The sequence below is a fragment of the Streptomyces sp. NPDC049887 genome, from assembly GCF_040656535.1.
GTDB lineage: Bacteria > Actinomycetota > Actinomycetes > Streptomycetales > Streptomycetaceae > Streptomyces.
Window position 1 is genome coordinate 113,162 of record NZ_JBFAMM010000021.1, and the last position, 24,159, is coordinate 137,320.

The 24,159-nt window shown below is 72.4% G+C and carries 14 protein-coding genes; 6 read left to right on the forward strand and 8 right to left on the reverse strand.

What is annotated here, in order from left to right:
* Window positions 1-5 precede the first annotated feature (5 nt).
* The gene (locus tag AB0J10_RS24210) at window positions 6-1,961 is read right to left on the reverse strand and encodes an ATP-binding protein (RefSeq protein ID WP_363064553.1); all 1,956 of its coding nucleotides are present in this window, start codon (window positions 1,959-1,961) and stop codon (window positions 6-8) included.
* A 129-nt stretch (window positions 1,962-2,090) separates the two neighbouring features.
* Here AB0J10_RS24210 and AB0J10_RS24215 point away from each other — a divergent pair, with 129 nt between their 5' ends.
* On the forward strand, window positions 2,091-3,467 hold the full coding sequence (locus AB0J10_RS24215) for a cation:dicarboxylase symporter family transporter (protein ID WP_363064554.1): 1,377 nt from the start codon (window positions 2,091-2,093) through the stop codon (window positions 3,465-3,467).
* Window positions 3,468-3,632: 165 nt separating this feature from the next.
* Window positions 3,633-3,953 carry a GYD domain-containing protein gene (locus AB0J10_RS24220; RefSeq protein ID WP_363064555.1) on the forward strand — a complete coding sequence of 107 codons (321 nt, stop codon included), beginning with the start codon at window positions 3,633-3,635 and terminating at the stop codon, window positions 3,951-3,953.
* A gap of 97 nt (window positions 3,954-4,050) precedes the next feature.
* On the opposite strand, the gene AB0J10_RS24225 is transcribed toward AB0J10_RS24220, so the two are convergent.
* From AB0J10_RS24225 to AB0J10_RS24235, 3 genes are all read right to left on the reverse strand, one after another.
* Window positions 4,051-4,995 (reverse strand): DUF1996 domain-containing protein, encoded by a 945-nt coding sequence (locus AB0J10_RS24225; RefSeq protein ID WP_363064556.1) that lies wholly within the window; start codon window positions 4,993-4,995, stop codon window positions 4,051-4,053.
* A 13-nt stretch (window positions 4,996-5,008) separates the two neighbouring features.
* On the reverse strand, window positions 5,009-6,469 hold the full coding sequence (locus tag AB0J10_RS24230; protein WP_363064557.1) for a glycoside hydrolase family 16 protein: 1,461 nt from the start codon (window positions 6,467-6,469) through the stop codon (window positions 5,009-5,011).
* A 265-nt stretch (window positions 6,470-6,734) separates the two neighbouring features.
* The gene (locus AB0J10_RS24235; protein ID WP_363064558.1) at window positions 6,735-7,013 is read right to left on the reverse strand and encodes a hypothetical protein; all 279 of its coding nucleotides are present in this window, start codon (window positions 7,011-7,013) and stop codon (window positions 6,735-6,737) included.
* Between the two features lie 155 nt (window positions 7,014-7,168).
* Between AB0J10_RS24235 and AB0J10_RS24240 the strand changes: the two genes are divergently transcribed.
* Window positions 7,169-9,409, forward strand: a complete 2,241-nt coding sequence (locus AB0J10_RS24240; protein WP_363064578.1) for a UvrD-helicase domain-containing protein — start codon at window positions 7,169-7,171, stop codon at window positions 9,407-9,409.
* Here the strand turns inward: AB0J10_RS24240 and glgB are convergent.
* The 4 genes from glgB to AB0J10_RS24260 form a co-directional block, all read right to left on the reverse strand.
* Window positions 9,366-11,576 (reverse strand): 1,4-alpha-glucan branching enzyme, encoded by a 2,211-nt coding sequence (gene glgB / locus AB0J10_RS24245; RefSeq protein WP_363064559.1) that lies wholly within the window; start codon window positions 11,574-11,576, stop codon window positions 9,366-9,368. The two genes, AB0J10_RS24240 and glgB, sit on opposite strands and share 44 nt — an antisense overlap.
* Before the next feature lie 66 nt (window positions 11,577-11,642).
* A complete protein-coding gene (locus AB0J10_RS24250; protein WP_363064560.1) occupies window positions 11,643-13,055 on the reverse strand; it encodes a maltokinase in 1,413 nt (470 codons plus the stop codon).
* A 225-nt stretch (window positions 13,056-13,280) separates the two neighbouring features.
* Entirely contained in the window at window positions 13,281-15,056 is a 1,776-nt protein-coding gene (gene treS / locus AB0J10_RS24255) for a maltose alpha-D-glucosyltransferase (RefSeq protein ID WP_363064561.1), read from the reverse strand.
* Entirely contained in the window at window positions 15,053-17,038 is a 1,986-nt protein-coding gene (locus tag AB0J10_RS24260; protein WP_363064579.1) for an alpha-1,4-glucan--maltose-1-phosphate maltosyltransferase, read from the reverse strand. The genes treS and AB0J10_RS24260 overlap by 4 nt, the downstream gene beginning before the upstream one ends.
* Window positions 17,039-17,715: 677 nt before the next feature.
* Here AB0J10_RS24260 and AB0J10_RS24265 point away from each other — a divergent pair.
* The 3 genes from AB0J10_RS24265 (at window position 17,716) to AB0J10_RS24275 (ending at window position 23,768) form a co-directional block, all read left to right on the forward strand.
* Window positions 17,716-19,593 carry a hypothetical protein gene (locus tag AB0J10_RS24265; protein ID WP_363064562.1) on the forward strand — a complete coding sequence of 626 codons (1,878 nt, stop codon included), beginning with the start codon at window positions 17,716-17,718 and terminating at the stop codon, window positions 19,591-19,593.
* A 97-nt stretch (window positions 19,594-19,690) separates the two neighbouring features.
* A complete protein-coding gene (locus AB0J10_RS24270) occupies window positions 19,691-21,127 on the forward strand; it encodes a hypothetical protein (protein WP_363064563.1) in 1,437 nt (478 codons plus the stop codon).
* Between the two features lie 37 nt (window positions 21,128-21,164).
* Complete coding sequence (locus AB0J10_RS24275; RefSeq protein WP_363064564.1) at window positions 21,165-23,768, forward strand: hypothetical protein; 2,604 nt, start codon at window positions 21,165-21,167, stop codon at window positions 23,766-23,768.
* The last annotated feature ends 391 nt before the right edge of the window (window positions 23,769-24,159 follow it).

The following is a 24,159-nucleotide window of genomic DNA, read 5'->3' on the forward strand; positions in this document are numbered from 1 at the left end:
TCCGTTCATGTCTCGACCTCCGTGGTGTGCAGGGGCAGCCGTACGGTGAACTCGGCGCCACCGTACGGGCCCTGGGCCGCCTCGACCGTGCCCCGTCCCCGGTGCGCGGCCTGCCGCACCAGTGCGAGCCCCAGGCCCCGTCCAGGTCCCCTGGTCGACCAGCCGCGTTCGAACACGCTGTCCGTGTCCCCTGGGCCGAGCCCGGGTCCCGTGTCGCTGACGCGCAGCACGAGCCCGTTCTCGTCAGCGCGGGCGGTGACGACGACGCGCGGGCGTCCGACGGCGGCGCGGGAGTGCGCTGCTGTCGCGGGCCCGTGGCCGCCGTCCCCGCGCACGTCGAGCGCGGCGCGGGTGGGCCCGGTCCGGTGGCCGTGGCCTCCGGGCCCGGCGTCCTCCCGCCCGCCCGGGGCCGCCGGCCGATCCCCGGCGCGTGCGTCCCGTGCGCCGGGGACGGCGGTCCCGGGTTCGTCGTGGCCAGGCCCTGAGGGGGACCGTCCGGCGGCCCCGGGCCCGGCGGCGTCGGGCGCTGACGACGGATGCGTGCCGGCCATGGCGGCCGCAGCGGCCCCGACGGCCGCGGACGCCTCCGCCGGGGTGTTCCCGGCCCGGTCCGTCCGGGCCTCGCGTGCGGACGGACCCTTCGCCGAGGACGCCTCGACCGCGTTGTCGATCAGGTTGCCGAGGATGGTGACCAGGTCCCGGGGCGGGAGCCAGGGCGGCAGGACCCCGTCGTCGATACGGCTGTCGTCGGTGAGGACGAGTTCCACGCCGCTCTCGTTGGCCTGGGCCGCCTTGCCCAGGAGCAGGGCCGCCAGGACGGGCTCGCCGACCGCCGTCACCACGCGGTCCGTGAGGACCTGCGCCAGTTCGAGTTCCGCCGTGGCGAACTCGACCGCCTCGTCCGCGCGGCCCAGTTCGATGAGGGAGACCACGGTGTGCAGCCGGTTGGCCGCCTCGTGGGCCTGCGCGCGGAGCGCCTGGGTGAAGTCGCGCTCGGAGTCCAGTTCGCCGGTCAGCGCCTGGAGCTCGGTGTGGTCCCGCAGGGTCACCACCGTGCCGCGCCGCTCACCGCCGACCACCGGCTGGGTGGAGACGACGAGCACCCGGTCGGCCGTGAGGTGCAGTTCGTCGACGCGCGGCTCGCTCGCCAGCAGGGCCCCCGTCAGTCCGGGCGGCAGGCCGAGTTCGTCGGGGGCCCGTCCCACGACGTCCTCGCCGAGTCCCAGCAGCTCCCGTGCCCCGTCGTTGATCAGCGCGATGCGGCGGTGTCCGTCGAGCATCAGCAGCCCCTCGCGCACCGCGTGGAGCGTGGCCTCGTGGTAGTCGTGCATACGGCTCAGGTCCGCCGCGTTCATCCCGTGCGTGTGCCGCCGCAGCCGGGCGTTGATCACGTACGTTCCGAGCCCACCCAGTGCCAGCGCCGCTCCGGCCATCCCCAGCAGTGCCGTGACCTGCTTGCCGAGCTGCTCGCTGATCTTGTCGATGGTGATGCCCGCACTGACGAGCCCGACGATCCGGCCGGAGCCGTCCCGCACCGGTACCACCGTCCGCACCGACGGCCCCAGCGTCCCCGTGTACGTCTCCGAGACCGTGTGTCCCCGCTGCGCCGCGTCGATGTGGCCCAGGTAGACGTGTCCGATCTCACCCGGTTCGGGATGGGTCCAGCGTCTGCCGTCCGGGGACATGACCACCACGAAGTCGACCCCCGCGTCCTTCCGCAGCCGCTCCGCGTACGGCTGCAGCCGTGCCGTCGGGTCCGCGGACCGCAGTGCCGTCACCACCGACGGGAAGTCCGCCACGGCCGCCGCGGTCGCCGTCGTCTGCCGGCGCGCGGTCTCCTCGGCCTGAGCGCGGTCCGTGACGTAGGAGAAGAGCGCGAAACCGGCCACGATGGCGGTGACCAGCACGACCTGCATCGCGAAGAGCTGGCCGGCGAGGCTCCGTGGGCGGGGAATGCGCATGGCCCAAGTCTGCCTGGCCGATTTCGTGTGAACGAAACGCACGCAACGGTGACCGGGGTCACAGGGTGCTGAATAGTCACGGGCATCCACCGGGACGTGGATGAAACATCGGGCCGAGGAGGAATCCCCGTGGCAACCGCTCCAGCAGCCGCAAGGCGGGACCGCACCCACTATCTGTATCTCGCCGTCATCGGTGCCGTCGTCCTCGGCGTCGTCGTGGGCTTCGCCGCCCCCGGCGTCGCCGTCGAACTCAAGCCCATCGGCACCGGGTTCGTGAACCTGATCAAGATGATGATCTCCCCGATCATCTTCTGCACGCTCGTGCTCGGCGTGGGCTCGGTCCGCAAGGCGGCCAAGGTCGGTGCCGTGGGCGGTCTGGCCCTCGGCTACTTCCTGGTGATGTCGACGGTCGCGCTGGCCATCGGCCTGATCGTGGGCAACGTCCTCGACCCGGGGCACGGACTGCAGCTGACGGACGCCGCGAGGGCCGCGGGCGAGAAGCAGGCCGAGGGCGCAGGCGAGGGCACCGTGGACTTCCTCCTCGGGGTCGTCCCGACCACCCTGGTCTCCGCCTTCACCGAGGGCGAGGTGCTGCAGACCCTGCTGGTCGCGCTGCTCGCGGGCTTCGCGCTGCAGGCCATGGGGTCCGCCGGGGAGCCGATCCTGCGCGGCATCGGCCACCTCCAGAAGCTGGTCTTCCGCATCCTTGCGATGATCATGTGGGCGGCCCCGGTGGGCGCCTTCGGAGCCATCGCGGCCGTCGTCGGCGAGACCGGCGTCGACGCCCTGAAGTCGCTCGCGGTCATCATGATCGGCTTCTATGTCACCTGTGCGCTGTTCGTGGTCCTCGTCCTCGGCACCCTGCTGCGGATCGTCGCCGGGGTCAGCCTGTTCGCGCTGCTGAAGTACCTGGGCCGGGAGTTCCTGCTGATCCTTTCCACCTCGTCCTCCGAGTCGGCGCTGCCGCGGCTCATCGCGAAGATGGAGCACCTGGGCGTCTCCAAGCCCGTCGTCGGCATCACCGTTCCGACCGGCTACTCCTTCAACCTGGACGGCACGGCCATCTACCTGACGATGGGCTCGCTGTTCGTCGCCGAGGCGATGGGGACCCCGCTCTCGGTCGGTGAGCAGATCTCGCTGCTGGTCTTCATGATCATCGCCTCGAAGGGCGCGGCGGGCGTCACCGGCGCCGGTCTCGCGACCCTCGCGGGTGGACTCCAGTCGCACAAGCCCGCCCTGGTCGACGGCGTCGGCCTGATCGTCGGCATCGACCGCTTCATGAGCGAGGCGCGCGCCCTGACCAACTTCGCGGGCAACGCCGTCGCCACCGTCCTGGTCGGCACCTGGACCAAGGAGATCGACAAGGAGCGTGCCGCCGAGGTCCTCGCCGGCCGCATCCCGTTCGACGAGTCGACCTTCGTCGACGACCACGCCCCGGCCGAGGCGTCCGCCGAGGTGCCGGAACAGCGGGACGAGGCCCCCAGGGAGCCGGCTCTGAAGGTCTGAGGCCACCGCCGCGACCGTACGGGCCCGGGGCACACCGCCCCGGGCCCGTACGCGTTCCCAGGCGCCTGGCCGCAGAGCCCGCATCCCCGCCCGGCCCACTCCGGCTGGCCGGATCGCGGCCGGTGGCGAAGGGTGGACCCAAAGGCGACGGGACGGGAGAGACGGATGCCCAAATACCTGGTCCAGGCCAGCTACAGCGCCGAGGGCACCGAGGGCCTGCTCACCGAGGGCGGCACGGGGCGCCGGGAGGCAGTGGAGCAGATCCTCCGCTCCTGCGGCGGAACCCTCGAATGGATGTACTTCGCGTTCGGCGACGACGACCTGTACCTCGTGCTGGACATGCCCGACGCCGTCTCGATGGCCGCCACCTCCATGAGGGTCCGTGCCACGGGGGCGATCACCTCCCGGGCCGTGCCCCTGCTCAGCGTCGAGGACATCGACGCGGCGGCGCGGAAGAAGGTCGACTTCCGGGCACCGGGAGCCTGACGCCCCGGCGCGCGGAAGTGCCGCCGGGGTGGGGGACCCGGCGGCACTCGTCGTACGAGGCGGCGGCACCGTGGGGCACGGGGCAGCCGCCCGCGGCTCACTGCTCGATGGGGCGTCCGTCCGTTCCGCAGATGTAGCCCGCCACGACGCAGTCCCGCACCCGGCGCTCCAGCTCCGCCTGGTCCCAGGCGTTGAAGAAGTCGCCGTGGAAGGTGTGGCCGGGGGCGTCGGTCACATTGACCCCGCCCCGGGTGCCGGCCAGGGTGAGCCCGCCACCGTGCACCGGCCAGGTGATCAGCAGCTCCAGTCGCGGCACGACCACCGGGTGACTCGGCGGACACGTCTGCCCGGTCGCGTACGCCATGTGGTCGCGGTGATTGGCGCTGTCCAGGTTCCTCCCGTCCCAGCAGGTGGGGAAGTCCAGGTAGTTCTCCAGCTTCGTGCCCGGCGGGCAGTTCATGAAGTCCCGGCTGGACTCGGGCCGTCCGACGCAGGACCAGCGCGCGGCCGGGTTCTGGTCGGGGGAGGTGGCGAGGGCGTTCCCGACGACGTACCGCAGTCCGCGCGGATGGGCGACGGCGCGGGTGCGGTCGGTGATGCCCTGGTAGTAGACGGTGACCCGCTCCGGGGCCACGGGCACTCCGTTCTGGTAGAGGGTCGGTGTCCAGTAGGACGAGAGGTCGGTGCTCGGTGTGCAGTTGGTGGTGCCGGCGCTCAGCGACTGGAGCGTCGACGAGGCGTTCGCCGTCCTGTTGCCGTAGAACTCGTGGATGTGGGAGCGGCCCGCCTGGCCGGGGAACACGATGGGGTCGTCGCCCCGCCGGTGGCTGGAGAAGCAGTCCGCGCGGAACTCGCTCCCGCGCAGCGGGGCCGCCGCCTGGGCGACGATCGCCGCCGCCTGGGCCTTGGTGTAGGTGTGGGAGTGGGCCTTGTGGTTCACCGGGGCGCCGCCGCCGGTGCGCCCGTCGGCGCCGGTCGTGCAGCCGGCCGTGGCCAGGAAGAGCAGGGCAGCCGCTCCCACCAGGACTCTGCGGATCAGCATGGCCATCCTCCGCTCAGCCGAAGGGGATGCGGACGGAGGACTGGTTGCCGGTGCCGAGGGTGCTGGCGCCGTTGCCGATGGCGTTCCACACCTCGATCCGCACCCTGCCGTTCGTCAGATCGCCGTGCGTGCCGGTGGCGGAGCGCAGACCGCGGGCCTGGGTGTAGTGCTCCCAGCCCGGGACCGGGTCGGTCGCGAAGTAGTGGTACGTCTCGGTGCGGTCCCAGGTCCCGTCGCCCGTGCGGTCGTAACTCACCCGGACCTGCTGGCCGTTGGCGACGGTCGTACCGGCGTCCACGAAGAGGTCGAACTGCGTCGAACCGCCGTTGTACGCCCGGGTGACCGGGCCGGAGGTGAACACCTGCGGGCTGTGCGGGGTGCCGTCGTGGTTGCCTCCGCCCGCCGATGCGAGCGTGACGGTGGAGCCGGCCCCGGTCGCGTCCCCGGCGGCGCCGCCGCCGCGCAGGTACAGCTGGGAGGAGCCCGTCGGCGGCGGGTCGGTCGGCGGCGGGGTCGTACCGCCGCCACGGGTCCACACGGCGACGTGGTCCACGAGCATCGGGCGGCCGGGGACGGTCGCGGCGGTCGGGGTCCTCCCCGCCAGCGCGTCCGGGAAGGCGCCGCCGATCGCGACGTTGAGAAGGATGAAGTAGCCGGCGTGCTCGGTCATGTCGGCCCAGGTGCCGGCGTCCATCTGGTTCTGGTTCACGCTGTGGTAGAGCTGGTCGTCCACGTACCAGCGCAGAGCGTTGGGCGAGGCGGAACGGTCCCACTCGAAACGGTACGTGTGGAACGCGGACTGGCAACTCGCGCCGGGGCAGGTGCGGCTGGCGCCGAGACCGCTGGTCTCGTTGCACGGTCCGCCTGGGTTCACCCCGCAGTGGAGCACGCCCCAGACGGAGTTGAGGCCGTTGACGTTCTCCATGATGTCGAACTCGCCGATGCCGGGCCAGTTCCAGTAGTTGCCGCGGTACGGTGCGCCGAGCGCCCAGAACGCGGGCCAGTAGCCCAGGGCCGCGTCCCCGGTCACATTGGGCATCTGAATCCGGCCCTCGATGCGCAGGGTGCCGCCTGCCGGCGCCTTGAAGTCGGCGCGGTGGGTCTCGATCCGCGCGGAGGTCCAGTTGCCCGCGCCGTCGCGCAACGGGGTGATGCGCAGATTGCCGTTGCCGTCGAGGCTGACGTTGTCCGGGTTGCTCGTGTAGTTCTGGATCTCGCCGGTGCCCCAGTTGGCGGGGCCGCCCGGATAGCCGTGACCGGTGTCGATCTGCCAGTTCGCGGAGGAGGGCAGGGACCGGTTCGGACCGGTGAAGTCGTCGCTCCACTGGAGGTTCCAGCCTGGCGCCGGGGGGACGGCGCCGCTGGCCGGGCTCGTCGGACCGAGGGCGAGGATTCCGGTGAGGGCGACGGCGAGGGCCGTGAGTGCGGTGATGAGTGGGGTACGGGAGAGTCTGCTGATGCGGCTCGTGCTCAAGGAAGACCTCCGGGAGGGGGTGGTGCCGGAAGTGATTGAGAGCGCTCTCAGGATGTTTTGTAGATGGAGGCAGTGCAGTCGTCAATGCCTTGCGCGCGTTGACTTCCTGAATGCACAGGGCACTTGTGGGCCGCTGCCGCTGCCGCTGCCGCTGCCGCTGCCGCTGCCGCTGCCGCGCGGCCGCGGGACGCGTCGCACTCCGCCGCCCCGACCGCGGCGACCGGACGGACCGTGACCGGCCCGGCTCCCCGGCGGCGGGCGGGGCTCAGTGGTTCCGCCACTCGTGCCGGGAGTTCTCCGGCACCACGGGATCCATCAGCGTGCTCGCCCCGCACCTTCTGCGGGCGGCGGTCCAGCGGGAAGACCGTCGCGGCCCGCAGTACCGCGTCGTCCAGGAAGCGCCGAGGGGGCGCGTCCCGGCCGGACGCAGGGCCGGCGCCGCGCCCTCCTCGCCGGGAACGGCCAGGACGTAGCCCCGGTCGCCGAAGCTGGGTACGTCCACCTGGTACTCGGTGGCGCGGTAGCCGGCCGCGTGGACGGCCACTGTGTCCGGGGAAACAAAAAACCCGGTCCGTATTTGACGGTCCGGGTATTTCTCCGCGTATATTGAATAGTTCCGTGTTCAGGTGCGAAGTGAAACACGGAGAACTTCAATAAACGTACTGTAGCGCGTCAGGAGCTGAATTGTCAACCGAGGAAATGCGGCAGGAACAACAATTCGTCTCCCTCGCCCATGAGCGGCTCGATCAGCTGCGCGGGGAGGCCGAGGCCGCGGTGCGCGCCACGATGGCGCAGGTCAGCACGGGTCGGCAGGCACGCGTGGAGCGCGACATCGAGGTGGCCGAGCACTCCGCCTCGATCGCCGCGCTGAATGCCGCCGACTCCGGACTCTGTTTCGGACGCATCGACCGGCGCGACGGAGTCACGTACCACATCGGGCGAACGGGAATCCGCAGGGACGACGCCGAGCGAACGCCGCTGCTGATCGACTGGCGGGCTCCCGTCGCGCGCCCGTTCTATCTCGCGACCGGTTACGAACCGCTCGGGCTGCGCAGGCGCAGGCACATCACCACCGAGGGCCGCACCGTCACCGCGCTCCACGACGAGATCATGGATCTCGCCGATCCGACCCGTACCGGCCACGAGTCGCACGACGCGGACGAGGTGCTGCTCGCCGCCCTCAACAGCGCCCGCACCGGTCGGATGGCGGACATCGTCTCCACGATCCAGGCCGAACAGGACCACATCATCCGCGCCCCGCAGCGCGGGGTGCTGGTCGTCGAGGGCGGTCCCGGCACCGGCAAGACCGCCGTCGCGCTGCACCGCGCCGCGTACCTCCTCTACGCCCACCGGGAGCAGTTGGCCAAGCGGGCCGTGCTGATCGTCGGGCCCAATCCGGCGTTCCTCGGGTACATCGGCGAGGTGCTGCCCTCCCTCGGCGAGACCGGGGTGCTGCTGTCGACCGTCGGGGAGCTGTACCCCGGGGTCCGCGCCACCGGCACCGACAGCCCCGCCGCCGCGGCCGTGAAGGGTCGCGCGGACATGGCGGACGTGCTGGCCGAGGCCGTACGGGACCGGCAGCAGGTGCCCGAGAAGGGCGAGCCCATCGTCATCGCCCACGACGACGGCGAGCTGGTCCTCGACTGGGACATCGCCGTGGAGGCGCGGCACAAGGCCCGCGAGACCGGGCTGCCGCACAACCTGGCCCGCCCCTACTTCGCCTTCCGCATCATCGACGACCTCACCACCCAGCTCGCCGACCGCATCGGCGAGGACCCGTACGGCGGCCCCAACTTCCTCGGCCCCGACGACATCGCCCAGCTCGGCAAGGCCGTCGCCGCCAGTGCCGAGGTGCACGCCGCGATCGCCTCGCTCTGGCCGCCGCTCACCCCCGAGGAGTTCCTCGCCGACTACCTCGCGGACCCCACGCACCCCGACGAGGCCGACGCGGACCTGATCAGACGTTCCGGCGGACCGTGGACCCCCGCAGATGTGCCGCTCCTCGACGAGGCGGCGGAGCTCCTCGGCGAGGACGACTCCGCGGCCCGCGCCGCCGCCGAGGCCGAGCGTGCCCGCCAGATCGCCTACGCACAGGGCGTGCTCGACGTCTCGTACGCCTCCCGCACCTACGAGTTCGAGGACAAGGAGGACGTCGACGCCGACGCCTCCGAGGTGCTGGCCGCCCACGACGTCATCGACGCCGAGCGGATGGCCGAGCGGCAGGAGGAGGTCGACCACCGCAGCGCCGCCGAGCGGGCCGCCGCCGACCGGACCTGGGCGTTCGGGCACATCATCGTCGACGAGGCCCAGGAGCTGTCGGCCATGGCCTGGCGGCTGCTGATGCGCCGCTGCCCGACCCGCTCGATGACCCTCGTCGGCGATCCGGCGCAGACCGGGGACCTCGGGGCACCTCCCGGGCGGGGGGCCGTGGGGGACGGCGGGGACTTCTGGCGGCGGATCCTCGCCCCGTACGTCGAGGACCGTTGGCAGCTGGCCAGGCTCGGTGTCAACTACCGTACGCCCGCCGAGATCATGGAGTACGCGGCGGAGCGGCGCAGGAGCACCGACCCGGGCTTCACCCCGCCGCGCTCCATCCGGTCCACCGGCACCGCCCCCTGGGAGCGCACCCTGGACCTCGCCGAGGTGGCGTCCCTCGCCGCCGCCGAGGCGCCGGAGGAGGGTCGGCTCGCCGTCATCGCCCCGCGCGAGCTGCACGCGGGGCTCACCGGGCTCGGGGGCGACGGGCCGCTCGACCTCTCCCGGCCCGTCGTACTGCTCGACCCCCGCCAGGCCAAGGGCCTGGAGTTCGACACGGTGCTGGTGGTCGCGCCCGAGCGGATGCTCCCCAACGACCTCTATGTGGCGCTGACCAGGGCCACCCAGCGGCTCGGGGTCGTCACACCGGCCTCAGCCACACCGTCGCCAGCGGCGGCAGGGTGAGCTGCACGCTGGTGCGGCGGCCGTGGGCGGCCACGGACTCGGGCTTGACCGGGTCGTCGTTGCGGACGTCCCCGCCGCCGTACCGCGCCGCGTCCGTGTTCAGCACCTCCGCCCAGGCGGGCACGGACGGCGGCACACCGAGCCGGTACTCGTGGCGCACCACGGGTGAGAAGTTGGAGACGGCGAGCAGTGGGGCGCCGTCGGCGTCGAAGCGCAGGAACGCGAAGACGTTGTCGTCGGCGGCCCCGCCGTCCACCCAGGAGAAGCCCTCGGGGACCGTGTCCCGCTGCCACAGCGCCGGGGTGGCCGCGTAGACCCTGTTCAGCTCGCGCACCAGGTCCCGCACCCCCCGGTGGTCGCCCTCGGCGGAGTAGGAGGGGTCCAGCAGCCACCAGTCCGGCCCGTGCCCCTCGGACCACTCCGCGCCCTGGGCGAACTCCTGCCCCATGAAGAGAAGTTGCTTGCCGGGGTGGGCCCACATGAAGCCGAGGTACGCCCGGTGGTTGGCGCGCTGCTGCCACCAGTCGCCGGGCATCTTCGACACCAGGGCGCGCTTGCCGTGCACGACCTCGTCGTGCGAGATCGGCAGCACGTAGTTCTCGCTGTACGCGTACACCATCGAGAACGTCATCTCGTTGTGGTGGAACTTGCGGTGCACCGGCTCGTGCTCGACGTAGCCGAGCGAGTCGTGCATCCAGCCCATGTTCCACTTCAGCCCGAAGCCGAGACCGCCGAAGCCCGCCGGCCCGACGTGGTGCGTGGCCCGGGTCACGCCGTCCCAGGCGGTGGACTCCTCGGCGATGGTCACCACACCGGGGCAGCGCCGGTAGACGGTGGCGTTCATCTCCTGGAGGAAGGCCACGGCGTCGAGGTTCTCCCGGCCGCCGTGCTCGTTCGGGCTCCATTCGCCGTGCTCGCGCGAGTAGTCCAGGTACAGCATCGAGGCGACCGCGTCGACCCGCAGTCCGTCGATGTGGAACTCCTCGCACCAGTACACGGCGTTGGCGACGAGGAAGTTGCGCACCTCCTTGCGCCCGTAGTCGAACTCGAGGGTCCCCCAGTCGGGGTGAGCGGCGCGGGCCGGGTCGGAGTGCTCGTACAGCGGGCGCCCGTCGAACTCCGCCAGCGCCCAGTCGTCCCTGGGGAAGTGCGCCGGCACCCAGTCCATGACGACCCCGATGCCGGCGCGGTGCAGCGCGTCGACCAGGTGGCGGAAGTCGTCCGGGGTCCCCATCCGGGCCGTGGGCGCGTAGAAGCCGGTGACCTGGTAGCCCCACGAGCCGCCGAAGGGGTGCTCCGCCACCGGCATCAGCTCGACGTGGGTGAAGCCCAGGTCCTTGACGTAGGCGGGCAGCTGGTCGGCCAGCTGGCGGTAGGTGAGTCCCGGGCGCCAGGAGGGCAGATGCACCTCGTACACGGAGAACGGGGCCTCGTGGACCGGCCGGGCGCCGCGGTTCGCCATCCACGCCTCGTCGTGCCAGACGTGGTGGGACTCGGTGACGACGGACGCGTTCGCGGGCGGCACCTCGGTGCGGCGCGCCATCGGATCGGCCCGGAGCGTGCGGGAGCCGTCGGGCCGGGTGATCTCGAACTTGTAGAGCGCGCCCTCGCCCACACCGGGCAGGAACAGCTCCCACACCCCGCAGGCTCCCAGCGAACGCATGGCGCAGGACGTGCCGTCCCAGTAGTTGAAGTCCCCCGCGACCCTGACCCCGCGGGCGTTCGGCGCCCAGACCGTGAAACGGGTGCCCGTGACGCCTTGGTGCGTCATCGGCCGGGCGCCGAGGGCGTGCCACAGCTCCTCGTGGCGTCCCTCGCCGATCAGATGAAGATCGAGCTCGCCGAGCGCGGGGAGGAAGCGGTACGGGTCCGCGAACTCGACGACCGTGTCCTCGTACCCGACCTGGAGCGCGTACTCGGGGACCTTCCGCAGGGGCAGCAGCGCCGAGAAGAATCCGTCGCCGTCGTCGTGCAGCTCGGCGCGCAGCCCCTTGGCCAGGACCGTCACCGACTCCGCGTAGGGCCGCAGCACCCGGAAGACCACGCCGCCGCGGACCAGGTGCGCCCCCAGCAGGGAGTGCGGATCGTGGTGCGCGCCGGCGAGCAGCCGTTCCCGGTCGGATGCGTCCAGCGGTTTGGCGGGGCGTACGCCATTGCGGGGAGTCACGGGGACGGCCTCCTTGTGCTCAGGGGGAAGGTGGGGCGGGGCGGCTCGGCCGCGGGACGCGCGGTGTCAGCCCGCCGGGCCGGCCAGCCGCTGGATGGCGGACATGGGGACCGGCAGCCAGTCCGGCCGGTGACGGGCCTCGTACACGACCTCGTACACGGCCTTGTCCGTCTCGTAGGCGCGCAGCAGTTCCGCCTCGGCGCGTGGGTCGGAGCCGGACGCGTCGGCGTAGCCCTCGCAGTACGCGGCACGGCAGCGTGCCGCCCAGGCAGGGTTCCAGGGGCGGTGGGAGCGGGCCGCGTAGTCGAAGGAGCGCAGTATCCCGGCGATGTCGCGCACCGGGGGCTGCACCCGGCGGCGTTCGTCGAGCGGGCGGGCGGGCTCCCCCTCGAAGTCGATGACGGACCAGCCCCCGTCGGGTGTGCGCAGGGTCTGGCCGAGGTGCAGGTCGCCGTGGATGCGCTGGGCCCTGCCGTCGCCGTCGAAGGTCGCGCCGGCGATCGCGTCGAAGGCGGCGCGCAGCCCGCGGACGTAGGGCAGCAGCGCGGGGACGGCCCGGAGCGCCGCGTCCAGACGCTCGTTCATCGCCGTCGCCAGGTGCTCGGTCAGGGGCCCGCTCAGGGACACGGTCGGCAGTGCTGCGGCGAGTGCGGTGTGCACCTCCGCGGTGGTCCGGCCCAGGGCCTGCGCCTCCTCGGTGAAGTCGTCGCCCTCGGCGAGCGCCTTGAGCGCCAGCTGCCAGCCGTCCTGGGAGCCGCGCAGGAACGGCTGGAGGACGCCCAGGGTGCAGGGCTCGGGCGTCTCCGACTCGAACCAGGCGACGGGGGCGGGCACCCGGTCGCAGCCCGCCCGGGCGAGCGCGAGGGGCAGTTCCAGATCGGGGTTGATCCCCGGGTACACCCGGCGGAAGATCTTGAGGATGTACGAATCCCCGTACACCAGCGAGGAGTTGGACTGTTCGGCGTCGAGCACGTGGGCCGGGAGTCCGCCCGGGACGGGAGCCGCCCGGTCGAAACGGAGCGGGCCGAACCGGCCGGGCGTGCGCAGCCGCTCCAGCAGCAACCCGGCGAGCCGGGGGTCGTGCAGCCCTTCGTAGACGGTCCGGCCGGCGAGCGGCCCCTCGTCCACGCGGCCGATCATCGCCGGGGCGAGGTACGGCGGCAGCGCGGTGCGTACGCCGAGCAGCAGCTGGTAGCAGTCGCCGCCGGCCCCGGGGTCGCGCCTGCCGGCCGGGGTCCGCCCGACGGCGGTCCTGGAGCCCACGGTCTGGCCGGGCTGCCTGACGCGCAGCAGCAGATGCAGCAGTCCGGGGCCGGCCGAGTCGACCGGCAGCAGTTCGACCGCCGCCACCAGCGCGAAGCCGGTGACCGGGCGCCCCTTTCCCGCGAACCACCGCTGCCTGGGCAGCCACTCGCGCAGCAGGGGCGAGAGCGAAGGCAGCAGGGCGACGGGGGTCCGGGTGGATGCAGCCTCCGACATGGCATCGCGTCCTTTCCCCGGGCACACCACAGTTTGCGAAGAGTGTCCCGGATTGCGGCAAATAATAGCTGTCCGGGCTGTGCGTGGGGGTCCCCCCGCCGCAGGCAGGGGGAGTGTCGGCGGAGGATGGTCCGTACGGACTCGGACCGGATCTCGATATGGGGGGAATCGTGCCCCGTGCGGGACGGTCCAACCGCCCCGCACACGACATGGCATGTGCCGGAATCACCCGCCCTTGGGCGCGGGGGCCTTGCGCGCGGACCCCTTCACCACGGGCTCCGCGGCCACCGGCTCCTTGCGCAGCCGGAACCAGTAGAAGCCGTGCCCGGCCAGGGTCAGGAGGTACGGCCACTCGCCGATGGCCGGGAAGCGGACACCGCCGATCAGCTCCACCGGATGGCGGCCGTTGTACCGGCGCAGGTCCAGTTCGGTCGGCTGGGCGAACCGGGAGAAGTTGTTCACGCACAGGACCAGGTCGTCCGAGCCGTCCTCGGTCGCGGGGGCCTCCCGCAGGTACGCCAGCACCGCCGGGTTCGACGAAGGGAGTTCGGTGAACGTGCCGAGGCCGAAGGCGCGGTTCTGCTTCCTGATCTCGATCATCCGACGGGTCCAGTGCAGCAGCGAGGAGGGCGACGCCATGGACGCCTCGACGTTGGTGACCTGGTAGCCGTAGACCGGGTCCATGATGGTCGGCAGATAGAGTCGGCCGGGATCGCAGGACGAGAAGCCGGCGTTGCGGTCGGGCGTCCACTGCATCGGCGTGCGCACCGCGTCCCGGTCGCCCAGCCAGATGTTGTCGCCCATCCCGATCTCGTCGCCGTAGTAGAGGATCGGTGAGCCGGGCAGGGACAGCAGCAGCGCCGTGAACAGCTCGATCTGGTTGCGGTCGTTGTCGAGCAGCGGGGCCAGCCGGCGCCGGATGCCGATGTTGGCGCGCATCCGCGGGTCCTTGGCGTACTCCGCGTACATGTAGTCGCGCTCCTCGTCGGTGACCATCTCCAGGGTCAGCTCGTCGTGGTTGCGCAGGAAGATGCCCCACTGGCAGTTCTTCGGGATCGCCGGGGTCTTGGCGAGGATCTCGGAGACCGGGTAGCGGGACTCCCGCCGCACGGCCATGAAGATCCGCGGCATCACCGGGAAGTGGAAGGCCATGTGGCACTCGTCGCCGCCCGCCGGGAAGTCCCCGAAGTAGTCGACGACGTCCTCGGGCCACTGGTTGGCCTCGGCCAGCAGCACCGTGTCCGGGTAGTGGGCGTCGATCTCCTTGCGGACCCGCTTGAGGAAGGAGTGGGTGGCCGGGAGGTTCTCGCAGTTGGTGCCCTCCTCCTGGTACAGGTACGGCACGGCGTCGAGCCGGAAGCCGTCGATGCCGAGGTCCAGCCAGAAGCGCAGCGCGGAGATGATCTCCTCCTGCACCGCGGGGTTCTCGTAGTTGAGGTCGGGCTGGTGGGAGAAGAAGCGGTGCCAGTAGTACTGCTTGCGGACCGGGTCGAAGGTCCAGTTGGAGGTCTCCGTGTCGACGAAGATGATCCGGGCGTCCTGGAACTGCTTGTCGTCGTCGGCCCAGACGTAGTAGTCGCCGTACGGCCCGTCCGGGTTCTTGCGGGACTCCTGGAACCACGGGTGCTGGTCGCTCGTGTGGTTCATGACGAAGTCGATGATGACCCGCATCCCGCGCTGGTGCGCGGCGTCGACGAACTCGACGAAGTCGGCGAGGTCGCCGAACTCCGGCAGCACCGAGGTGTAGTCGGCGACGTCGTAACCCCCGTCGCGGAGCGGGGACTTGAAGAACGGCGGCAGCCACAGGCAGTCGACGCCCAGCCACTGCAGGTAGTCCAGTTTGGCCGTGAGGCCCTTGAGGTCGCCGATGCCGTCGCCGTTGCTGTCCTGGAAGGTGCGGACGAGCACCTCGTAGAACACGGCGCGTTTGAACCAGTCGGGGTCCCGGTCCTTGGCGGGGGTGTCCTCGAAGGTGTCGTGGACGGGCTCATTGACGATCATGATGTGGGTGACCCTCCGGTCGGCGGGGACGGTCGCAGGACGACGATGTGCGCAGGCGTGACGCCCGGCTCGAGGCGCACATAGTTGGTCCTGCCCCAGTGATAGGTCTCGCCGGTGAGCTCGTCGCGCACCGGTACGGTCTCGTGCCAGTCGAGGCCGAGTCCCGGCATGTCAAACGAGACCGTCGCCTCCTGGGTGTGGTGGGGGTCGAGATTGACGACCACCAGAACGGTGTTCGAACCCGTTCGCTTGCTGTAGACGATCACGGAGTCGTTGTCGGCGTGGTGGAAACGGAGGTTCCGGAGCTGCTGCAGTGCCGGATGGCGCCGCCTGATCCGGTTGAGAGTGGTCACCAGCGGCGCGATGCTGCGCCCCTCCCGCTCCGCCGACTCCCAGTCCCGCGGCCGAAGTTGGTACTTCTCCGAGTCCAGGTACTCCTCGCTGCCCGGCCGCAGCGGGGTGTTCTCGCACAGTTCGTACCCCGCGTACATCCCCCAGGTGGGGGAGAGGGTCGCGGCGAGCACCGCGCGCACCTCGAACGCCGGCCGCCCGCCCTCCTGGAGGTAGGCGTGCAGGATGTCCGGGGTGTTCACGAAGAAGTTGGGCCGCATGCAGGCCGCCGCCTCGCCCGACAGCTCCGTCAGGTACTCGGTCAGCTCCTGCTTGGTGTTGCGCCAGGTGAAGTAGGTGTACGACTGCTGGAAGCCGATCGCGCCGAGCGTGCGCATCATCGCCGGGCGGGTGAACGCCTCCGCGAGGAAGACCACGTCCGGGTCCGTCCGGTTGATCTCGCCGATGACCCTCTCCCAGAAGACCACCGGCTTGGTGTGCGGATTGTCGACACGGAAGATCCGCACCCCGTGCGCCATCCAGTGCCGCAGCACCCGCACGGTCTCCCCGACCAGCCCCTCCATGTCCCGGTCGAAGGCGATGGGGTAGATGTCCTGGTACTTCTTCGGCGGGTTCTCCGCGTAGGCGATGCTGCCGTCCGCCCGGTGGTGGAACCACTCGGGGTGCTCGGTCACCCACGGGTGGTCGGGGGAGCACTGCAGGGCGAAGTCCAGGGCGACCTCCATCCGCAGGTCCCGGGCGCAACGTACGAACGCGTCGAAGTCCTCGAGTGTGCCGAGGTCAGGGTGGACCGCGTCGTGCCCGCCCTCGGCGGAGCCGATCGCCCAGGGCACCCCGACGTCGTGGGGGCCGGCATCGAGCGTGTTGTTCGGGCCCTTCCGGAAGGTGCTGCCGATGGGGTGGACGGGCGGCAGGTACACGACGTCGAAGCCCATCGCGGCGATGGCCGGCAGCCGCCGCGACGCCGTCCGGAAGGTGCCGGAGACGAGTCTGCCGCGCTTGACCCGGGCGCCCTCGGAGCGCGGGAAGAGCTCGTACCAGGAGCCGAACAGCGCGCGGGTGCGCTCCACCCGGAGGGGCAACGGGGCTGAGGCGGTGACCAGTTCGCGCAGTGGATGGCGGGCGAGGGCGGCGAGCGCGTCCGGGGCGAGCGCCGCCTCCAGCCGCTCGCGGTCCGGCCGGTTCTTGTCGCGCAGAGCGTCGGCGGCGGCGAGCACGGCCTCCCGGCCCGCCTTCTTGGGGACGCCGGCGGCGGCGCGTTCGTAGAGTTCCGCGCCCTCGGCCAGGACCAGGGCGCCGTCGATCCCGGCCGGCACCTTGATGCCGGCGTGGTGCCGCCAGGTGGCCAGCGGATCGCTCCACGCCTCGACGCTGTAGGTCCACCGCCCCTCGGCGTCCGGCGTGACCTCGGCGCCCCAGCGGTCGGTTCCGGGGGCGAGTTCGCGCATCGGGGTCCAGGGGCCCGGCCGGCCGCCGGGGTCGCGCAGGACGACGTTGGCGGCCACCGCGTCGTGCCCTTCGCGGAACACGGTGGCGGTGATCTGGAACGTTTCGCCGACCGTCGATTTCGCGGGCCTTCGGCCGCAGTCGACGAGGGGGCGTACGTCCAGCACGGGAATGCGGCCAATCAGCGGGTTCACGGCATCACCTGGGGGCTGTGCGGGCTCGGCGGGTCGAACGGGCGGTCCCTCTTCACGGGGGGCGGGTGTTCTTTGTAACTGCTCCGTTGACGACTGGCGGGCTGCGGGCATGGCCGCTCCTGTCCGCGTTCACTCGAATGGAAGGGTCGCGAGTGCGTTCCGGTGCGTACCGGGGGAGCCTTCCCACGCGCTTCGGGTCGGCAATCCGGTGGTCCGTTACCTACTAGGGCGTAGGTCGCGGCACAAGGCCGCGGCCGTCCGGAGGGCGTGCGCGGCCGCTTCCGGAACGCTTCCGGTCGTCCGGAGAGCGGCCGTCATGAACATTTGAAGTCAACTTCGGTCATCTTCTTACCGTGTTGAGTTCGGTAATTCCTGATTACTAATAGAGAATCGATCGTCTACGGTTCTTTTTGGCCAATCGCCGGGGTCGGTGGAATGATCGCGGAACGCGCCGGACGGATTTTGTTGAAAGGTTGCGAAAAGAGCTGCGTCCCCCTCCACCGGATGATTACTGTGAAGCATCATCCGGAGTGGGCACTCCGGGTTCCGACGATCAGTCATGCGTGCACCCTCACCTGGGCACATCCATGCCTGAACCACGTGCGAGACACCGCGGCGGCCGGCCGTTCCCAGCACATGCCGGCGACCGCATCGGGGGGTGGGGGACTGTGCGCCCGGACCATGCGGGATCCGGCCTCGACGGCGAACTCCGCGCCGCGCTCCGCGCCGCCGACGTCCTGGAAGGCGGCCCCGCGGCGCGCACCGGCCGTCCGGCCGCCGAGACGCCGCCGGCCCCGGACCACCGCCGAGTGGCCCATCTGATACCCGGCACCGACACCCCTGCCGCGCCCCGTGCGTGGAAACGCGCCTGGCGCGACGTCCTCGCCGGGGAGAGCGCCCGCACCACCCGGTCGGGCCTCGGCTGGGCGCTCACCTCCCTCGCGGGCGGGCGGTTCGCCGCGCTGGACGTCCTGGAGATCGGCTGCGAGCGGCTGCGGCTGAGTCGGGTGGCCTACGGCGGCGACGGCCGCGGCCCCGCGACCCGGACGCTCGCCGACTCGGCCTGGGGCGACCTCACGGCCGGGGCCGCCGGCCGCCCGTGCTCCCCGGACCTCCCCGACGAACGGCCGCGCCGGCTCTTCCTCCTCGCCGGCGGGACGGGCCCCGCCGCCGTGGACGTCACGGGCTCCCTCGGCCGGGCACTGCGGACCTTCGTGCGCGGGACCCCGCTCGGCGCCGACCCGCTCCTGGTCGTCGTACGGGCCGCCGGCTGGCGGCCCGTCGAGCAGGCGGCCGACGCACTGTGCCCGGAGGCCGCCCCCGTCCTGCGGCTGCGGCTTCCCGCGCACTGGCCGGCCGGCCCCGGCGACCTCACCGACGCGCTCCCACTGCGCCGCGCCCTCTGGCTCGCCGCCGCCGACATCGACGGCACCTCGGGCACGGTCGGACTCGTACGGCGCCCGCTCTTCCCGGCCGGCAGCCGCACCGGCGACCCGGCCGGAGGCGACCCCGGAGCCGTCGTACGGGTCCCGGTCGCCGCGCCGCCGGTCGGAGCCACCACGGGGGCGAGCGCCGCCGTCGTCGTCTCCGCCGGCCCCGGCGAACCGGCCTCGCGATGGCTCCCGGTGCGGGCCGACCGCCTCGAACTCCCGCCCGGTTCCCGCGCGGCGCTCCACTACCGGCTGAGCGGGCCCGACCGGGTCGACCTCGCGTACGACGGGCACCACGAACCGGAGACCGCGCCCTGGACGGCCCTGGCGCACACCACGCCGCGGCGGCTCTCCCGGCCCCGCCCGGTGGACCTCGTACTCGCCGTGGAGGTCGCCGGCCCTCAGGCGGGCGGCGGCACGGCCGTCGAGGAACGCATGCAGGAAGCGGCGGCCGTCGTAGCCGCCGTGCGGCACGCCGTGGGCGGCGGCGACACGCTCCGCGTCGGACTCATCGGCTACCGCGACCACGCGCCGCTCGACCGCCCGAACGACAGCGACCCCATCGTCCACCGGCTCGACATGACGACCGCGCAGGCCGCCGAGCGCGCACTCGCAGGCTGGCACCACAGCGCGCTGCGGCACGACTTCGCCACCGGGCTGGAGCACGTACCGCAGGAACTCGCCGCCCGCCGGCACCTGTGGCGGCCGGACAGCCACCGGGTCCTCCTCGTGCTCGGCTCCCGGCCGCCGCATCCGCGCGCCGCACCTCCGCAGGTGCTGCGGCGCAGCGCCGCGGTGCGCATCTGCCCCGACCGGGTCGAGTGGGAGGCGGCGCTGGACGAGGCCCGCCACTACGACGGCGTCTCCTGCGTGGCGGTCGTGGACGAGCCCGCGTGGATGGACCACCTCGAGGGCGAACCCCATCTCGCGCGATGGGCCGACCGGGCGTGGGACCTCTTCGGCGCCGACGGCCGGTTCACCGCCGGCCACGACCCGCACCGCATCGCCTCCGCCGTGACGGCACCGGCGCTCTGCCTCCCCGAGGACGGCGCCCCCATCCGCCTCGTCGTTCCCGACGGCGCGAGCGGCGAGTGGCTGCACGAGGCGGCCGGCTGAGGACCGCAACGCGAACCGTGCGCCCGACGGGCGCACGGATCGGACAACGACCGTGCGGCGGACGTCTCTCCGCCGCCACGACAGGGGGAGCACCACCATGCCCGAGGACGACAAGCGCCCCGAGAGCACACCGACGGGCGGCAAGCAGGACCCCAGAAGGGACGACCGGTCCGCGGAGGGGCCGTTCGCGGTCTGGGACCCGTCCACACTGGTCGGGGGCCGAGCCGCACTGCCGCCGGTGCCCCCGCCCGCCCGGCCCGCACCGCCGAACGGCAGCGCGCCCGGGGGCCCGGCCGCACCCGCGGCCCCGGGGCCGGGCGAGGAGAAGTCTCGAACCCCCGGCGCACCGCCCGCGGACGCCGGCCGGCAGGCCGAGCCCGGCAGCTTCGCGGAGAGGTTCGGCGGCCCGGAGGTCCTCGACAAGTCCGCCAGGCCCACCAGGGCCGACAAGCCGAACAAGCCGGACAGGCCCGCGAAGCCGGAGCGGAGGACCGCGGCCGCCGACAAGGCGGTCCCCGGGGAAGAGGAGCGCAGGGAGCCCGAGGGGCCGTCCTCGGCACCGGAGTCGACCATCACCCTCTGGGGCGGCATGGGCAGCGGGAAGTCCACTCTGCTTGCCGCGCTGTCCCGAGCGGTGCAGGACCCCATGTACGGCAGGTGGAGCATGTGGCCGGAGGACCACGCGTCCAAGAAGTTCCTCAGCGATCTCGCACACATCCTCTACCGCGACCGCACGTTCCCGATGGCGACGCTGACCGAGCAGCGCCCGGTGCGCTTCACGCTCGCCGGGGACCTCACCGGTACCCGGTTCTCCCGCGCCGGCCGCAGGCGCTGGCGGCGCGGCGCCGACCGCGGCCGCGATCTGACGGAGTTCAAGGTCACCCTCCGCGACCTGCCCGGGGAGGCGTTCGACCTGCACTCGCAGACCGGCGCGGCCCTCGGCGGCAAGCTCATCAAGGACCTCGGGGCCTCGCGCGCCATGGTCTACGTCGTGGACCCGGTCCGCGAGTGGCAGGTCAACGGTGACGACGGACCGGTCGGCGACGACGCCCGGCAGAACGCGGACTTCTTCACCGACGTCCTCGCCGGGGTCGCCACCGAGGTCAACATGCGCGGCGAACGCCAGGGCAATCTGCTGCCGCACAGCATCGCCGTCTGCCTGGCGAAGTTCGACGACGACCGCGTCTTCCGCTTCGCCTGCGAACAGGGCAACGTCCGGCTCAACCCGCGTACCGGGCAGCCCGAGGTGATGGACGCAAAGCGCCTGTTCGACGGACTCTGCCAGGCCTTCCCGCACGGCAGCCTGCGTGAGATCAAGCAGCAGATCGAGCTGTTCTTCGCCCCCGAGCGCGTCGGGTACTTCGTCTGCTCCGCCGTCGGCTTCTGGGTCGACCCCGAGCGGGGCTTCGACTTCGAGAACCCCTCCCTGGTGAACCCCGTGGACGACGCCGTCCGCTTCGTCGCACCGCCGCAACCCGTCAACATCCTCGAACCCTTCCTCTTCCTGCGGGGCGTCGGCCCGCAGCAGTCCTGACCCGGCACCCGAGAAGCGCACGAGAGGAGAACCCGCCATGGCACCGGGACTGACGGCCGACTGGGCCGTGTGGGGCAAGGAACCCCACACCAACAGCGGTTACAAGGTGCTGGCAGCCTGCCCGCCGGACCGGAGCGCCGACTTCAACGGCGACATCCACCACTGGTCGCCCGGCACCCCCGCGCCCGGGGACCGGCTGCCCTGGATCACCATCGGGCCCTGCACCGCACCGAACGGGACCCCGACGGTGGGCGTCTTCCTCCTCGAGGGCACCGACGCCGTCGACCGGACGAACCGTCCGATCTGCCGGATCAGCCACTTCGCCGTGCCCGCGGCCGAGGTCGGCGATCTCGCCCTCGGCTGGTGCGGCCTGGCCAGGGCCGCGCTGGACGCGGCGCCGCGGCTCGCGGCGGCGGGCGCCGGACCGGCCCGGTTGCCCGTCACGGCGGGCGGGCGGCTCGTGACCCAGGTGACCGCACACGTCGGGCCCAGCGTGACCGAGGCAGTCCACTGGCTGGCGGCAGCCGCCGGCTACCTGCTGGACGGCAAGGTGGTGGTGACGGGGGGCCGCATGTACGACCCGCTCGTACTGCTGGACGTCCTCGACTGCGTCGCGGCCATGCTGCCCTTCGGAATGCGCCGCACCCTCTCGGCCGCCACCTGGGTCTCCTCCGGGTCCGAGGTCCCCATGCGCCTGTACTGGGGAGTCCCCGACGAGGCCCCGGGCGTCGTCAGCCTGGCCTGGGGCGGGGAGCTCCCGGACGTGGGCGGACTGTCCACCGACGCGCGCTCCTACCGCGACCTGCTGATCGAGGCGTGGGCCCGGCACGGGAGCGAGGTGGTCCTGGAGCATCTGGCGGACGCGCGCGAACCGATGGACATCGACGGCCCGGACGCGCACGAAGAAGCCCTCCGGGTACTCGGCGACCTCGACCCGGCGCTCGCCGTCGCCCAGGAGGTCCGCGCCGGGCGGGAGGTGGAGGGCGACCGCATCGACGCGGCCCTCCGCCACCCGCTGGCCGACCCCCGATCCGTCACCGTCCTCTCCGGGCAGAAGTTGGCCGGCCGCTCCACCGACATGGCTCCCCTGGCCCGCCATCTGAGGCACCACGAGGTCTCGGCGGCCTTCCGCGACCAGCTCGTCGACGATCTGCTGAACGACGAGCCGGAACGGGCCCGGGGGCGGTTCGAGACCGCGCGCGCCGCGACCTCCGGCACGAAGGAGGACCTGGGTCCCCTCGACCAGGTCCTGGCGTTCGTCATCGGCGAGGTGCGGGACCGGAAGGGGTCGGAGGCCCCCGACCCCGTCGTCGAACAACTGCTGCCCGCCGTTGCGCCGTTCGCAGCGGGCACCATGGCCTTCACCCAGTCCCTGCTGCTGGGCACCCCCGGCCTCGCAGGCCGTCTCGTCCACGCGCTGTGCGCACGACCCGACCCCGTCGCGGGCGTCCTGGCCTGGCTCCGGTGGCTCGGCGACGGAGCCGCGCCCCGCGCCGAGGGCAGCGCGGAGCTCGCCCCGCTGTACGAACTGCTGGACTCCGGGCACGGCACGCCCTCCCGGAAGTGGACCACCGCGCACCCGGAGGCCGCCGTACGACTGCTCGCGGCGGCCGCGGCGTGCGGCCGCGCGGAGTACCTGCTCCAGGGGGAGTTCTTCCAGCGTCTCGTCAACTGCGCCTTCCTCAAGACCCCGTCCGACCCCTTCGAGGAGCCGCCCCACCTCCTGCTCACCCGGGCGCTGACCCACCCCCCGCAGGCCGTGCGACCGGAGACCGCCGCCCGTTGGGACGTGCTCTGCGCTCTCACAGGGCTGCCGCCGCTGGCTCTCCGGGCCCTGGCCGAGGCTCCGGAGAAGCCCGGCTCCGGCGGCCTCGGCCCCCGGCTCGACGGCTATGTCTCGACGCTGTGCGCCGAGCTGGAGTCGCACACCATGCGGAGCAACGCCACGTTCGTGGTCCAGGCGCTGCTGAAGTGGGTCCTGGAGGTCGATCCGCAGACCGGCGAGGGTCCCGGGCGGCATGACCGGGAACTGACGACCCGTCTGCTCGACCGGCACGGCCCGCACGTCCAGGTCGTCGCGGACGCCGTCCGGCTGCTGACCGAGGACCCCGACTGGCACGAGTCCGAGCTGGACGAGCAGTGGCTGAGCCGTCTCGCGGGCCGACTGCCCCAACTGTCGCCGGCCCTGACGCTCCGCGCCGTGCACCGCACCGCCCTACGGGCCGAGGACAGCCCCGAGGACCTGGGCGAACTCGCGGCGCAGCTCTACGCGGCCCGCCGCGCCGGAGCCGGCACCGACCAGCTCTGCGCCCCGCTGCAGTCCTGGGCCGCACGGGAACGCACCGGCCACCGTGTCCTCGCGATCCTCACGTCGTACCGCCTGGCCTGGGAGCCCTACACCGGCGTGGGGCGGGCACTGGAGGAGACGCAGGAGCTGGAACTCGCCTTCGCCCGGGGCGGCCGGGATCCCCGGATCTGGCAGCACTACCGCGACCACGCGATCCGGCATCTGATCGCGGAACGGACCGGAATCGAGCAGGAGATCCGGGACCTCCGGCACAAACAGCAGAGGACGGAGCAGGAGATCGCGCGGCTGCGGAAACTCGGGGCCGGGTCCGCCTCCTTCCCCACCCGCTCATAGCCCCCGGCCCGCGCCCGCACGCCCCACCCGCTCGCCCGCGACGACCGCCGGCCGCGGCGCCCGCCTCGCCGGTTCGCAAACACCCGCCGCGCCGACACGCAGTGCCCACGACACCGCGACACCGCGACACCGCGACACCGCGACACCGCAACACCCCGCCGTACCCGCCACCGCTCCACCGGCCGCTCCCGGTCCCGGCGCAACGCCGGGCTCCGAGGCCCGTTCCACGCACGTCACAGGGGGGACCCCTCATGCACATCAGCCACGCAACGGCGCGCCGCGCCCTGCTGCTCGCCCTCGGCGCCGCGCTGGCGGCGTCCGGCGCGCCGGACACCCCCCCCCCTCCCCCCGCCCACACCCCCCTCCCGCGCGAGGTCCTCAAACCAAAGCT

Coding starts and splice junctions, on each gene's coding strand:
- AB0J10_RS24270 (WP_363064563.1), top strand. CDS start 19,691: ATGCCCGAGGACGACAAGCGCCCCGAGAGCACACCGACGGGCGGCAAG.
- AB0J10_RS24220 (WP_363064555.1), top strand. CDS start 3,633: ATGCCCAAATACCTGGTCCAGGCCAGCTACAGCGCCGAGGGCACCGAG.
- AB0J10_RS24275 (WP_363064564.1), top strand. CDS start 21,165: ATGGCACCGGGACTGACGGCCGACTGGGCCGTGTGGGGCAAGGAACCC.
- AB0J10_RS24240 (WP_363064578.1), top strand. CDS start 7,169: ATGCGGCAGGAACAACAATTCGTCTCCCTCGCCCATGAGCGGCTCGAT.
- AB0J10_RS24210 (WP_363064553.1), bottom strand. CDS start 1,961: ATGCGCATTCCCCGCCCACGGAGCCTCGCCGGCCAGCTCTTCGCGATG.
- AB0J10_RS24225 (WP_363064556.1), bottom strand. CDS start 4,995: ATGCTGATCCGCAGAGTCCTGGTGGGAGCGGCTGCCCTGCTCTTCCTG.
- AB0J10_RS24250 (WP_363064560.1), bottom strand. CDS start 13,055: ATGTCGGAGGCTGCATCCACCCGGACCCCCGTCGCCCTGCTGCCTTCG.
- treS (WP_363064561.1), bottom strand. CDS start 15,056: ATGATCGTCAATGAGCCCGTCCACGACACCTTCGAGGACACCCCCGCC.